The sequence below is a fragment of the Amycolatopsis sp. WAC 01375 genome (genome assembly GCF_003947325.1).
GTDB lineage: Bacteria > Actinomycetota > Actinomycetes > Mycobacteriales > Pseudonocardiaceae > Amycolatopsis.
Genome location: NZ_QHHW01000028.1, coordinates 1 through 13,150, shown reverse-complemented (window position 1 = coordinate 13,150; position 13,150 = coordinate 1). Strand labels below are relative to the sequence as shown.

Here is a 13,150-nt window from a genome sequence, read left to right as displayed (position 1 = left end):
TCGGCGGTCTCGGGTGAATGAAAAGGCAAACCCGGCATTACCCGGAATCTTCCACCATCCGCCACTCGAAACAATGGTCCAACCCGATTCCCGCCGATTCAGCGACCGGTCCAGATCGGCTCCCGTTTTTCGGCGAAGGCACGGGCTCCTTCGCTCGCGTCGGCGCTGCGCCGTCGGCGTTCTTCCCACGGATAAGAGGTCTTGAACGCCTCTTCGAGCGGGAGGTCGAGCGAGCGCAGCGCGGCCTCCTTGATCGCGCGGACCGAAAGCGGAGCGGCGCGCACGAGGCTGTCCGTCCATTCCGCGACGCACCGGTCCAGTTCGGCGAACGGTACGACTTCGTTCACCAGCCCGTGGCGAAGCGCCGTCGCCGCGTCCATTCTGCGGCCGGTCAGCAGATAGCCCATCGCCACCTTCTGCGGAAGCTGTCGCGGCAACCGGAACACGCCGCCCGCACCGGCGATCAGGCCGAGGCGGACCTCCGGCAACGCGAAGACCGCGTCCTCGGAGGCGACGACGATGTCGCAGGCGAGCACCAGTTCGAAACCGCCGCCCAGCGCGTAGCCGTGCACCCTGGCGACCACCGGTTTGGACAGCGTGAACCGGTCGGTCAGCCGGGGATGTCCCGGCTGACCGCCACTGCCGAACGTCGAGGCCTCGACGCCTTCCTCGGTCAGCCGCGCGCGTTCCTTGAGGTCCTGGCCGACGGAGAAGGCGCGGTCTCCCGCACCGGTCAGGACCACCGCCCTGATCTCGTCGTCGGCTTCGACGTCGTCCCAGATCCCGGCGAGTTCCGTGTGCATCCGCCGGTCCATCGCGTTCAGCACCTCGGGCCGGTCCATCGTCACGTACGCGACGTGGTTCTTCTTTTCGTACCGAACCTGGCTTTCACTCATCGCGAGCCCACCGCGAAACCGTCCACCTTGCCGATCACGTCCGCGCCGTAGATGCGCAAAGCCTGCTGCAGCGCGAATTCGGCCAGGTACCGGCGGAATTCCTCCGGCGGTTCCTCGGCGAGGTTCAGCATGCGCCGGTTGGCCACCACGGCTTCCCCGTCGAGCCGTGCCAGCGCGTGGTCGATCGCCGCGTCCATCTCCTCGGGCGGGACGACCTCGTCGACAATGGACTCGGCGTCGGGTTCGCCGGCCTGGAGCCGCCGTCCGCCGAGGATCACTTGCCGGGCCACCCGGGGCCCGGCGATGCGGGAAAGCCGGAAGTTCGACGCGCCGGGGATGATCCCCTCCTTCGCCGCGGGCAGGCTGAGGTACGCGTCGGACGCCGCCAGCACGTGGTCGAAGACCAGGAGGAGCTGCGTCCCGCCGCCGATGGCGAAGGAATCCACGGCCGCCATCCAGGGCTTGTCGGTCAACCGGGACCGCCACGAGCCGTCCGTGAGCAACCCGCGGAAGATCTTCTGGAGGTAGCCCATTTCCCGCCGCAAAAGGAAATCCACGAGCGGGATGTCGCCGGAACTGAGCTTCTTGAGGTTGATCCCCGCGCAGAACACCCGGCGCCCCACGTACCGCGGATGACTCATCACCCCGCCCCGCAACAGTCCCACCCGGACGGAGGGATCGAGCAGCACCAGATCGACGGCGGTCTCCATGTCGTCGACCTGCTGGGCGTCCTCGGCGTTCAGGCAGTCGTCCCGGCACAGGGTCAGATACGCGACGCCGTCACGGCGTTCCAGCCGGACGGCCTCCAGCCGAAGGACACCGGTCTCGACGAACTCGGGCAGCAGCCGCAGCGCCCTGGCGGTGGGCCGCAGCATGGCGTCGAGCAGATGCGGACCGGCCTTCGGCGCGCGCAGGATCCCGCGCAGGAAGATGCCCTGGTCGATCTCGCGCCCCAGCTTCTCCGCCTGCGGACGCGACCGCTCGGCCGCCATCTGCTCTTCCGACGGCACCAGACCGGGAAAGGCGAGGGCCGCGGCCCGGATGAGTTCATCGATGCGCAGGTACCGTGTCCGGCCGCCGGTGAGCTCGTCGTAGATCTCTTCGGCGTGCGCCTCGACGAAGGCCGTGCGCAGGGCGCGGACGTCGTCGTCGACCCGGTGGGCCTCCCCCGCCAGGGCCCGGAGATCGCGCCCTGGCGAATCCGTTGTCACGACTTGGCTTCCCGCCGCAAGGCCCGGTCGGCCGCCGCCAGGTGGGAACCGAGCGCCTCCTCGAAGGTGGTCGAGCCCGCTTCGAAGATCAGCTGACGGCGGATCGCCGTCTCGGGTCCGTCCGTGACCCTGGCCAGTTCGGCCAGCGTCTTCGCCGGGTCGTCGGACACCTCGTCGATCAGGTCGAGGGCGAGCGCGCGATCCGCCTCGATCGGGGTGCCGACCAGCACGGCCCGCCGGATGGCGGCCGCACCGGCCTGCTGGGTGAGCCGGTAGACGCTCATCCCCGGCCAGGCACCGCCACCCGCCCAGGCGAGCCGCAACCGGGTCCCCGGGTCGGCGATCCGGATGTCGGCGGCGAGCAGCAGATCCAGTGCCATTCCGGCACATTCGCCCGACGCCACCGCGACCGTGAGCCTGCCGAGCCGCTCGAACCGGCGCACGGCCCGCTCCCATTTGGAGACAAGACCGACCGCCAGCCCCTTCGCCCAGTCGGCGGGCGGGGTGCCCGTGACGTGGATGGCGACCGGTCCCGGTTCGCGCCGGTCCTCGGCACGGTCGCAAAGGCCGCCGATCTCCTCGACCGCCGCGGCGGACAGCGGACGGGAACCGTCGAAGCGCAGCACCAGTTCGCCCTTGCTTTCGTTACGCGTCACCATTGAATAAGCGCCATTTCGATTGTGGACCCGGGCCCCATGGTCATGAGCACGCCGTAATCCCCCGGGCGGGCGACGTCTTCGTCGGCGAGCCGCTCGAAGGAGAAGAGGAAGGAGCCGCTGGAAAGGTTCCCGTAGTCACGGAGCACACCGGTGGTGTGGCGGACGTCGTGCCGGCTCAGGCCGAGGTTGACGACGACGGCGTCGATCACCTTCTTCCCGCCCGAGTGCACCAGCCAGTGGCCGATGTCGCTGCGGCGCAGGCCCGTCCCGGACAGCAGCCGGTCGATGACGATTTCGGCGTGCGCGCCGACCACGTAGGGAATCTGCGGGTCGAGGAAGAAACTGAACCGGTCCTGGTCACGGTCCCAGTCGTAGCGCATCGCGTCGACGGCGTCGGTGATGATGTAGCTGGCGAACTTCAGGACGCGCGGACCCGGCACGCGTCCGTCGCCGGAAATGAGCGCGAGGGCAGCGGATCCGTCGCCGAAAAGGCTGTTGACCACGGCGGTCCGCATGGTGCCGTCGAGGGCGTAGGCGGCGGAACACGCCTCACTGCACAGGACGACGCCGAGTTCGCCCGGATGGGCCGCGGACCAGCCCGAAACGACGTTGAGCGCGTTCAGTCCGGCGTTGCAGCCCATGCCCACGATGTCCGAACGGCCGCAATGCGGGTCGATGCCCAGCTCTCGGATGATCAGCGCGCTCAGCCCGGGGGTCAGGAAACCGGTCGAGGTGACACAACACAGGTGACGCAGGTCCGAAAGCGTCGCTCCGGCCGATTTCAGGCAGGCTTCCAGCGCCCGGCATCCCATGTCGACGGCGATCTTCTTGTGCTTGTCGAGAAGGTCACCCTGCGGTTCCGCCGCGCGGGCACCGCCGGGACCCTCCTGCGGCAGGGTGAGGAAACGCCGGTCGATGGCGCTGTTGAGGAAGATCGAGCGGATCTTCGGATCCTCGATGCCGAGGATTTCGAGAAGTTCGGATTGCGAGTAGGACGACGAGGAAACCGCCGTTCCCACACCGGCGAACCGGGTGATCTCGGTGAGTCCGGTGAGGACGGAGAGGTCCTCGGCCGGTTCGATGATGGCAGTCATCGGTACATCCACCCCCATGTTCTGAGCTTGCTACGAAGCAGTTGCTTGAACCGCGCAGCGGGCATTGGTCTCACCTTTCGCGAATCTCAGTGGACATTTCCGAAATTAGGCTTCCGTGATCTCGGCGGTCAACGCGTCCAAGGCCGAATGGATGACCGGGGATCGGCGTCATCAAAGAATCTGCTCCTGCGGGCTTCTCGCCGGTTGCGTGCTCCAGGCCCGTTGTTCGGTCTCACGGACTTGCTCCTCGGCGGTGTGCTCCAGTCTTTTCATGGCGAACCGCAGGATCGGCGGTGCCATCAGCGGTGTGACGATGGCGATGAGGATGACGATCGTGTAGATCTCCACGCCGAGAATGCCCAGCCGCAGGCCGACCGTGGCCACCATGATCCCGATGACTCCGCGCGCGTTCAATCCGGCGCCGAGCGCCAGTCCTTCCCATTTGTTCAGACGGCTGAGCCGCGCACCGGCGTACACGCCGGCGAACTTGCCGATGATGGCCAGTGCGAGCACCACGAGCCCGGTGAGCAGGACGTCCGGGCGGATCAGCGCGGTGAGGTCCATCCGCAAACCGGCCGTGGCGAAGAAGAGCGGCGCGAACACCGACAGGACGACGGTGCGCAGGGGAGCGAGCCGGGCCGGGTCCACCTTGCCGGCCGTACCGATCAGGATCCCGCAGACGAAAGCCCCGAAAAGGGCCTCCAGGCCGAGGGCGTGCGTTCCGGCCGAGGCGAGGAGAAGCAGTGCGACGACGGCGCCGACCGTGGTCCAGGCACCGTCGGACCTGCCGGCGAGGTGCAGTACACCCCGCACCAACGGCCTGCCGAGGGTGAGTGCGAACACGACGATGGCGACCAGGTAGGCGAGGGAGAGCAGCACGGTGCCCGCGGTCACGGCCTGGATCGCCATCGCGCTGACGACGGACAGCATCAGCCAGCCGACCACGTCGTCGATCATTCCCGCCGCGAGCGTGAGCTGTCCGACGTTGCGGTGCAACAGGTTCATGTCGATGAGGGTCTTGGCGATGACGGGGATGGCGCTGACGCACAGCGCCACGCCGAGGAACAGCGCGAAGACGGTGAGGTCGGTCCCCTCGGGAATCAGTTCCTTCGGCAGGACGAATCCCGCGCCGATGCCCAGGCCGAGAGGAATGATCAAGCCGCCGAAGCCGACTCCGGCGGCGGCACCGAAGCGCCGCCGGACCATGCCCATATCCATCTGCATGCCGGTGAGACCGACCAGCAGCAGGACACCGATCTGGCCGACGGCGTCGAGAAGGTGGTACTGCTCGGCGACGGCCGGGAACAGCCGGCCGTGCAGTCCCGGTGCGGCCCACGCCAGCAGCGAAGGACCGAGGATCACCCCGACGAACAGCTCACCGACGACAGCCGGCATCCCGAACCGGGCGGCCAGCCGCCCGAAAACGAGGGCCAGCAGGAGAAGTAGGCCGACCTGGAGCAAGAAGATCAGGAGACTGTGCGCGGCGATCGGCGCGATCGGCGCGGGAAGCGAGAGAAGCACCTTCCTCCTTCAGGAAAGATTCACCGCGGAGACGCACTGCGGAGGGTCGACACGAACACCGGCGACGTGGCCTTCGCCGACGGGAAAGCCGGCCGGATCTTCAGCCGCTTCCAGCGACCTTCGTGCGCAACCGCCGGGCCGCGCTCACCGAGTCGCAGCCCGCCAGGCCCAACGCGTTCCGGAGTTCGACGGCGAGCAGGTCGAGCACCTGCCGCGCGCCGTCCTGGCCGTCCGCGGCCAGCCCCCATATGAAGGGCCGTCCGACCAGCACGCCCGATGCGCCCAGCGCCGCCGCCTTGAGGATGTCGCCACCGGTCCGGATTCCGCCGTCCAGCAACACTTCGCAGCCGCCGGCGACCGCGTCCGCGATCTCCTCCAGCATCTCGATTCCCGGTACGGCGCCGTCCAACTGCCTGCCTCCGTGGTTGGACACCACGATTCCGGCGGCACCCGCGTCGACGGCGCGCGTGGCGTCCTCGACCGCGAGGATCCCCTTGAGCACCAACGGAAGGTCGGTATGCCTGCGCACCGCCTCGACGGATTTCCAAGTGGCCGGGGCGAATTCGCGTGCGGTGTGGTCGGCGACGGCCGAAAGTCCTTCGGTACGCCGGTGCGCGGCCGCCCCGGCGTCGAAGTTGGCCGCCGTCACCGTTTCCGGCAGCGCGAAGCCGTTCCGCATGTCCCGCAGCCGCCGCCCCATCCACGGCACGTCGACGGTGAACACGATCGACTCGCAGCCGGCGTCCTCCGCGCGGCGTACGAGCTCCAGTGATCGTTTCTCGTCACGCAGCCAGTACAGCTGGAACCACGGCCGTCCGCCGACGGCCGCGATCTCCTCCAGCGGGACACTGCTCAAAGTACAGATGGTGTACGGCACACCGGCGTCCCGCGCCGCACGTGCCGCCGCGAGCTCACCTTCGGGATGGAACAATCGCTGGTACGCGACCGGCGCGACCGCCACGGGAAGCGCGGCGCGCCTGCCGAGTACCTCGGACTCGGTGGTGCCGCCGGTCAGCTCGCGCAGCATCCGGGGGATCACGAAGATCCGCTCGAACGCGGTGCGATTGGCCGCCAGCGATACCTCGGCGCCGCTGCCCCCGGCGAGAAAATCCCAGATCTCGCCGGGGAGAACCGCCTTCGCGGCACGCTCGAGGTCGTCCAGGCAGAGGTGGGTCATCGCCGGGCGGGGCCGAGCTTGCTCTGCCCGGTGCGTTCCAGCTCGACGGCTTCGTACAGGGCCTTGATGTTGGAGCTGCCGAAGGTGCCGGCGCCCTGGCGCTCGATGATCTCGAAGAAGATCGTCTTACGCGGATGCGTGGAAGCGGTGAAGATCTGGAACAGCTGGCCGCCGTGGTCCTCGTCGGCGAGCAGCTTCGTCTCGCGCAGGTCGTCCAGCGAGTGCGTCTCCAGTTCGATCCGCTCGCCGAGCATGTCGTAGTAGGTGTCCGGCGTCTTCAGGAACTCGACGCCGCGCGCGGAAAGCTCCTTGACCGCGGTGACCGCGTCCGGGCTGGTGAAGGCGATGTGCTGGACGCCCGAACCGTGGTGTTCCTTGATGAAGTCGTCGATCTGGCCGGGGTCGGCGGTCTTGTCGGGCTCGATCAGCGTGAGGGTGACCGCCCCCGACAGGCTCTGCACGACGGTGGAGTTCATCGCCTGGGCACCGACCACGATGTGCTCTTCGAAGATCTGCTTGAACCCGAGGGCACGCTCGTAGAACGCCACCGTGGGGCCGAGATCGCCCGCGTCCAGGCAGACCGCGAAGTGGTCGATCTCCCCCAGCTCCACGCCACCCTCGCCGCGGACGGCTTCCTCGGTGGCGTCGCTCTGGATCAGAGTGTGCACGACGTCGCCGAAACCGCTGACGGTGGCGGTGACGACCGAGTCGCCGCGCTTCTCCGGCTCGCGAATGGGTTCGGCGCCGCCCTTCACCGCGGCCGCGAAGGCGGCGGCCACGTCGGGAGTGCGCAGCGCGATGTCGGCCACCCCTTCGCCGTGGGTCTGCAGGTACGTGGCCCCCGGGTGACGATCCGACAGCGGCTCGGTGAGGACGAGCGTGATCGCGGCGTGCCTCAACGTCACGCTACGGTGGTCCTCCGACCGGTCGGTGGTGACGACGGAGAAGTCGTACCGGTCCCTCCAGCCGGTCGCGGCCGCCTCGAGGTCGGCCACGTACATTTCCACCTGGTCGATCTCGAAATTCTGTGTGCTTTCCTGAGCAGACAAGACATTCCTCCGTGGAATAGATGTGATCCTCGAGCACAGGATGGCGTGAAGCCATTTCCGCATCAACGTTGTCCGCTTGACACTTCCGTCCACATCGGACGGACGGGGTCAGCGGCCGGTGAACCGCACCGGGAGTTCCCGGTACCCCTGCACGACGACCGCGCGCAGCCAGGCCGGCTCCTTCACCGGCTCCACCCGCGAAACCCGCTCGGCCACTTCCCGCAGCACGACCGCCAGCTCGATCCGCGCGAGCGCGGAGCCGAGACAGTGGTGCATGCCATGCCCGAAGGCGATGTGCCGGTTGGGTTTCCGCCCCGGCCGGAACGTGTCGGGATCGTCGAACACGGCGGGATCCCGGTTCGCGGCGGGCAACCACGCGCCCCCCGGCGTGCCCGCCTCCAGGTCGTGGCCGTTGATCGTGACCTCGCCGGTCGTCACCCGCAGCACGTGCATCGCGGGCGAGGTCCAGCGCAGCACTTCGTCCACGACGGTGTCGACGTCCGCGCTCCCGTCACGCACCTGGTCCAGTAGCCCGGGCACCGTGGCGAAAGCGTGCACCGCGCCGGTGATCGCATGGCGCGTGGTCTCGTTTCCGCCGATCAACACGTTGTCGCAGTTGAGCAACACGTCGTCGATCGAAAGTTCGTCGTCGGAAAGGAGGGTGCTGACGAGGTCTTCGCCGGGACTCGCGCGGCGCGCGGTGATCAGCTCATCGAAGTAGACGAGGATCTCGGTGTGCGCCTGCCTCGGCGTCATCCCGTCGAACAGCTCGTCCTCGCCGCCGAACGCGTGATTGGTCAGGTCGATGAGCATGCCCTGGTCCTCGGCGGGCACACCGAGGATTTCGCAGACGACGGCGGCGGGGATCCGCGGGCCGATCGCGGCGGCGACGTCACACACCTCGCCCTCGAGCGCTTGGTCGAGTACGCCGCGCACTTCGGCGCGCACCCGCTCCGAGAGCTTCCGTGCGGACGCCCTCGAAAGCAGCGGCCCGACCAGTTTGCGCAGTTTCCGGTGCTGATCCTGTTCGGACACCACCATCATCTGGCCACCCGAGTTGTCGGGATGGTCGCGGTCGAAGCCGATCATCATCCCGTATTCGGAGGTGAACGGGGCGGAAGGGCCGAGCACCGCGGCGCACGCCTGATGCGAGAACACCGACCAGAAGCCACTGGGTGAGCTGCCCGGCTCACTCCACACCATCGCGTCTTCCGCCGCGTACGCACGCCATCGGTCGTGCCGGTCCAAAGTCGTGTACAGGTCGGGATCGCCGAGGTCGACGGCTGCCGTCGTCTGCATGAATGGTCTCCAGGTCAGGGGTGGGCGCCGTCGAGCACCTTGGCGAGCCGTGCCACGGTCGGCGCGTCGAAGAACGCCTGCACCCTCAGCCGGATCTTCAGACGTTCCCGGATCCGGCTCACGAGCCGGGTCGCGAGCAGCGAATGACCGCCGATTTCGAAGAAGCTGTCTTCCACCCCGACACTGCTGACGCCGAGCACTTCGGCGAACAGTTCGGCCAGGATGATTTCCGTTGGCGTCAGGGGTTCCCGGCCCGCCGCGCGTCCCGCGTGCTCCTCTTCGGGAGTGGGCAGGGCGACCCGGTCGATCTTGCCGTTCGGCGAGACCGGCAGGCTCGGCAGACCGACGACCACGTCGGGCACCAGATATCCGGGCAGTTGCTCGCGAAGCGGCGGCAAGAGCCGATCGGCGGGCACGCGCGTGCCGCCGGTGCCGACGACATAGGCGACGAGCCTGTTCTCGTGTTCGGTCACCACCGCCTGGGCCACGCCGTCCACCGCCAGCAGGGCGGCTTCGACCTCGCCCGGCTCGATCCGGTGGCCGCGCACCTTCAGCTGGTCGTCGACCCGGCCGACGAAGACGTACTGGCCGTCCGAACGCGCCCGCACCCGGTCTCCGGTGCGGTACATGCGCCCACCCGGGCCGCCGAAAGGATCCGGCAGGAAGCGCTCCGCGGTCGCGGCCGCTCGTCGGAGGTAACCGCGGGCGAGACCGGGGCCGACCGTGTACAGCTCGCCGACGTCCCCGTCCTCGACGGGCTTCAGCCTGTCGTCCAGGACGTAGGTACGGACACCGGTGATCGGCCTGCCGATCGGCGGCGTCTCCTCACCGGTCAGGGGTTCGCTCGCGGTCACCGCGACGGTGGTCTCCGTCGGGCCGTACGCGTTGATCATCACGCGGTCCACGGCCCAGCGTTTCGCGACCGGGGCGGGGCAAGCCTCGCCGGCGACCAGGAGGGTCAGCCCGGCGGGCAGGCCACCCGCCTCCTCCAGCGGCGCCAGCGCGGACGGCGGCAGCGTCACATGGGTGATGCGCTGATCCCGCACCAGCCTGCCGAGCGGCTCGCCGGGCACCAGATCCGGTGCGGAAGCCAGCACGAGACAGCCACCGGCCTGCCAGATCGGCCAGAACTCGGCGACCGCGGCGTCGAAACTGGGGGACGCGAAGGCCAGCAACCTGCTCTCCGGCCCCAGTTCTTGACGGCGCACGTAGTCGTCGGCGAGGTTCGGGATGCCGCGATGCGTGACCAGCACGCCCTTCGGCCGTCCCGTCGAGCCCGAGGTGTAGATGACGTACGCGGGGTGATCCGGGCGCAACGGGCCGTTCCGGTCCTCGTCGGCCAGGTTCGGCTCGGCGCGGCCCGGCTCCCGTTCCACGCTCAGCACGACGGGGGCACCGGTCACGTCCTGACCCGGCAGGGACAGCAGGCAGTGCGCCGACGTGTCGTCCAGCATCTGCCGCTTGCGCTCTTCCGGATAGTCCGGGTCGACCGGCACATACGCGGCGCCTGCCTTGTGCACGGCCAAAACCGCGATGACGAACTCGATCGACCTCGGCATCGCCAGCGCGACGAGCCGCTCCGGGCCGATGCCGTGCGCCACGAGCCGTCGGGCGAGCCGGTTGGCCTCACCGTTCAACTCCGCGTAGGTGAGCGTGGTGGTGTCCATGGCCACCGCCGGACGATCCGGCAGCACGGCTGCGGTCGCCTCGAACAGGGCCGGTGTCGTGGCCGCCGAAAGGACGGTCATGCGGTCTCTCCCAGTGTCTCGCGCGATTCGGTGCGGAGGAACCGGATCAGCTCGCGGTTCACCGCTTCCGGGTTCTCGAGGTAGCCGAAATGCCCGCACTCGGGAATCGTGCGGTAGGTCGAGCCGGGGATCGCCGAGGCCAGTTCGAGCCCGGCGGCCGGTGGCGCCACGAGGTCGTGCTCGAAGGAGACGACGTGGCAGGGCACCTTGATCGCGCGATAGGCGTCGAGGCGATCCGGCAACGCGCTCAGCAACAACTGCGCCCGGACACCCGGACCACCCCACGACCCCGACGCCGCGAACAGGTCGAGCCAGTCTCCGGCGAGATCGTCGTCGGCGAGCGTCGCGGGCCCCAGGTTGTGCATCGCGCGGACGGCGGCGAGGAATCCCGGCGGCAACTCGATGCCCTGTTCGATCAGTTTCGCCTCACCCTCGGCGAGCTCCCGCTGGACGAGGCTGCTCTTGCCACAGGCCGCCATCAGCACGACCGAATGCAGCAGTTCCGGATGGGCGAGCGCGACCTCTTGCGCGATGTACGAACCCATCGAAGTCCCGATCACGCGGCACGGCACCGCGTCGAGAAAGTCGATGAGGGCGGCCACATCCGAGACGAGATCTTCGATGGTGAAGCCGTCCGTGCCGTCGTCGCTCGGCTTGATCCCACGATTGTCCATCGTGATCACGCGGAAACCGGCGGCACGTAACGCGGGTACCTGATGCAGGTCCCACACCGAACTCGGCGCCCCGGTGCCGGTCAGCAGAAGAACGGGCGGGCCGTCACCACAGTCGTTGTAGGACAACCGGATCCCGTTCTCGGTTGTCATCAGCATGATGCTCCTCCGGAAAAATGCCTTGTCGCGGATCCGACCGTACCTTCGGAGATCGAGTGTCGGCGAGGATTCGGCGATGGACAGCCTGAACGTTCCCGGGAACATTCCCGGCGTCCACGGACTTTTCTTGACACCTCAACGGCGTATGGAAATCCTAGTATTCATGGATTCAAACGGTCTGTCCACTCACTTGAACGTGGAAACGCTGCACGGATCGCTCACCGATCCGGCCATCTCGTCGATGAATCTGCTGAACGAACTGATCGACGAATACCCTGTGGCCATTTCCATGGCGGCAGGCAGGCCGTACGAAGAGTTCTTCGACCTGCGGCTCATTCACGAGTACCTCGACGCCTATTGTGATCATCTCCGGCGCGACCGGAAAATGGCGGAGTCCGTGGTCACCCGCACGCTCTTCCAATACGGCACCACCAAGGGCGTCATCGCCGATCTCATCGCCCGGAATCTCGCCGAGGACGAGAACATCGACGCCGCCCCCGAATCCGTCGTCGTCACGGTCGGCGCACAGGAAGCCATGTTCCTGGTTCTCCGCACGCTGCGGGCGGGCGGACGGGACGTGCTGCTCGCCCCGGCCCCCACCTACGTCGGCCTGACCGGCGCGGCGCTGCTCACCGACACGCCCGTGTGGCCGGTGCGGTCGACCGAGAACGGCATCGATCCGGAGGACCTCGTCCTCCAGCTCAAACGTGCCGACGAACAGGGCAAGCGGGCCCGGGCCTGTTACGTGACCCCCAACTTCGCCAACCCCACCGGCACCAGCATGGATCTCCCTTCGCGCCACCGGCTCCTCGACGTCGCCGAATCGCACGGGATCCTGCTCCTGGAGGACAACGCGTACGGGTTGTTCGGCGCCGAGCGGCTGCCCTCGCTGAAATCCCTCGACCGGTCGGGATCCGTGGTCTACCTCGGCTCCTTCGCCAAGACCGGCATGCCCGGCGCCCGGGTCGGCTTCGCGGTGGCGGACCAGCGGATGGCCGACGGCGGCCTGTACGCCGACCAGCTTTCGAAGCTCAAGGGCATGCTCACGGTGAACACCTCGCCCATCGCGCAGGCCGTGATCGCCGGCAAACTCCTGCTCAACGATTTCAGCCTCACCAAGGCGAACGCGCGGGAAATCGCCATCTACCAGCGCAATCTCCAGCTCACCCTGAGCGCACTCGACCGCGAACTCGGCTCGTGCGCCGACGTCAGCTGGAATAGCCCGACGGGCGGGTTCTTCGTCACCGTCACAGTGCCGTTCGTCGTCGATGACGAATTGCTGGAAATCGCCGCCCGTGACCACGGCGTGCTGTTCACCCCGATGCATCATTTCTACGGCGGAAAGGGCGGATTCCATCAGCTCCGGCTGTCGATCAGCCTGCTCACGCCCGAATTGATCAAAGAGGGCGTTGTGCGGCTCGCGGCGCTCATCAAGCCGCGGCTCCCCTGAGTGGAATCGTGTCGCGCGCCCAATGCGGCATTGGGCCACTGATCGTCCCCAATGCCGCATTGGCGCATCCTGATCGCGAAATAAACGTTCCGGCTGCGGCCAGGCCGGTCCGTGAAGGACTCCGGCCAGAGGCACTCACGTGAGCTTTCGCGGTCGTGGGGATGTCGTGAAGGGCCCCTTTGAAACGTCGAAGGTCTCAAAGGGGCCCTTCACGAC

At 67.9% G+C, this 13,150-nt stretch carries 11 protein-coding genes; 1 reads left to right on the top strand and 10 read right to left on the bottom strand.

All coding sequences use genetic code 11. The features are described from left to right. Window positions 1-98 precede the first annotated feature (98 nt). The 10 genes from dpgD to DL991_RS18195 form a co-directional block, all read right to left on the bottom strand. Window positions 99-896: an enoyl-CoA-hydratase DpgD gene (gene dpgD, locus DL991_RS18240; protein WP_125785537.1), complete on the bottom strand. Its 798-nt coding sequence runs from the start codon at window positions 894-896 to the stop codon at window positions 99-101. Beyond that, on the bottom strand, window positions 893-2,107 hold the full coding sequence (dpgC, locus tag DL991_RS18235; protein ID WP_125785536.1) for a (3,5-dihydroxyphenyl)acetyl-CoA 1,2-dioxygenase DpgC: 1,215 nt from the start codon (window positions 2,105-2,107) through the stop codon (window positions 893-895). Before dpgC ends, dpgD begins: the two co-directional genes overlap by 4 nt. Further along, on the bottom strand, window positions 2,104-2,766 hold the full coding sequence (dpgB, locus tag DL991_RS18230; protein ID WP_125785535.1) for an enoyl-CoA-hydratase DpgB: 663 nt from the start codon (window positions 2,764-2,766) through the stop codon (window positions 2,104-2,106). The genes dpgC and dpgB overlap by 4 nt, the downstream gene beginning before the upstream one ends. Continuing rightward, window positions 2,760-3,860 carry a 3,5-dihydroxyphenylacetyl-CoA synthase DpgA gene (gene dpgA, locus DL991_RS18225; RefSeq protein ID WP_125785534.1) on the bottom strand — a complete coding sequence of 367 codons (1,101 nt, stop codon included), beginning with the start codon at window positions 3,858-3,860 and terminating at the stop codon, window positions 2,760-2,762. The genes dpgB and dpgA overlap by 7 nt, the downstream gene beginning before the upstream one ends. Window positions 3,861-4,031: 171 nt before the next feature. Further along, complete coding sequence (locus DL991_RS18220) at window positions 4,032-5,381, bottom strand: cation:proton antiporter (protein ID WP_125785533.1); 1,350 nt, start codon at window positions 5,379-5,381, stop codon at window positions 4,032-4,034. A 100-nt stretch (window positions 5,382-5,481) separates the two neighbouring features. After that, window positions 5,482-6,558 carry an alpha-hydroxy acid oxidase gene (locus tag DL991_RS18215; RefSeq protein ID WP_125785532.1) on the bottom strand — a complete coding sequence of 359 codons (1,077 nt, stop codon included), beginning with the start codon at window positions 6,556-6,558 and terminating at the stop codon, window positions 5,482-5,484. Further along, window positions 6,555-7,607, bottom strand: a complete 1,053-nt coding sequence (hppD, locus tag DL991_RS18210) for a 4-hydroxyphenylpyruvate dioxygenase (protein ID WP_125785531.1) — start codon at window positions 7,605-7,607, stop codon at window positions 6,555-6,557. The genes DL991_RS18215 and hppD overlap by 4 nt, the downstream gene beginning before the upstream one ends. A gap of 108 nt (window positions 7,608-7,715) precedes the next feature. After that, window positions 7,716-8,906: a cytochrome P450 gene (locus DL991_RS18205; RefSeq protein ID WP_125785530.1), complete on the bottom strand. Its 1,191-nt coding sequence runs from the start codon at window positions 8,904-8,906 to the stop codon at window positions 7,716-7,718. 14 nt (window positions 8,907-8,920) lie between these two features. Next, window positions 8,921-10,654 carry an amino acid adenylation domain-containing protein gene (locus DL991_RS18200; RefSeq protein WP_125785529.1) on the bottom strand — a complete coding sequence of 578 codons (1,734 nt, stop codon included), beginning with the start codon at window positions 10,652-10,654 and terminating at the stop codon, window positions 8,921-8,923. Continuing rightward, window positions 10,651-11,484, bottom strand: coding sequence for an alpha/beta fold hydrolase (locus DL991_RS18195; RefSeq protein WP_125785528.1), 834 nt, complete (start codon window positions 11,482-11,484; stop codon window positions 10,651-10,653). Before DL991_RS18195 ends, DL991_RS18200 begins: the two co-directional genes overlap by 4 nt. Before the next feature lie 163 nt (window positions 11,485-11,647). On the opposite strand from DL991_RS18195, the gene DL991_RS18190 reads away from it, so the two are divergent. Next, window positions 11,648-12,934, top strand: a complete 1,287-nt coding sequence (locus tag DL991_RS18190) for a PLP-dependent aminotransferase family protein (protein ID WP_125785527.1) — start codon at window positions 11,648-11,650, stop codon at window positions 12,932-12,934. Window positions 12,935-13,150: the final 216 nt, after the last annotated feature.

What these genes read in the sequence shown, in the direction of transcription:
- dpgD (WP_125785537.1), bottom strand. Translation starts at nt 896, where the DNA reads ATGAGTGAAAGCCAGGTTCGGTACGAAAAGAAGAACCACGTCGCGTAC.
- dpgB (WP_125785535.1), bottom strand. Translation starts at nt 2,766, where the DNA reads ATGGTGACGCGTAACGAAAGCAAGGGCGAACTGGTGCTGCGCTTCGAC.
- dpgA (WP_125785534.1), bottom strand. Translation starts at nt 3,860, where the DNA reads ATGACTGCCATCATCGAACCGGCCGAGGACCTCTCCGTCCTCACCGGA.
- DL991_RS18215 (WP_125785532.1), bottom strand. Translation starts at nt 6,558, where the DNA reads ATGACCCACCTCTGCCTGGACGACCTCGAGCGTGCCGCGAAGGCGGTT.
- DL991_RS18205 (WP_125785530.1), bottom strand. Translation starts at nt 8,906, where the DNA reads ATGCAGACGACGGCAGCCGTCGACCTCGGCGATCCCGACCTGTACACG.
- DL991_RS18200 (WP_125785529.1), bottom strand. Translation starts at nt 10,654, where the DNA reads ATGACCGTCCTTTCGGCGGCCACGACACCGGCCCTGTTCGAGGCGACC.
- DL991_RS18195 (WP_125785528.1), bottom strand. Translation starts at nt 11,484, where the DNA reads ATGCTGATGACAACCGAGAACGGGATCCGGTTGTCCTACAACGACTGT.
- DL991_RS18190 (WP_125785527.1), top strand. Translation starts at nt 11,648, where the DNA reads ATGGATTCAAACGGTCTGTCCACTCACTTGAACGTGGAAACGCTGCAC.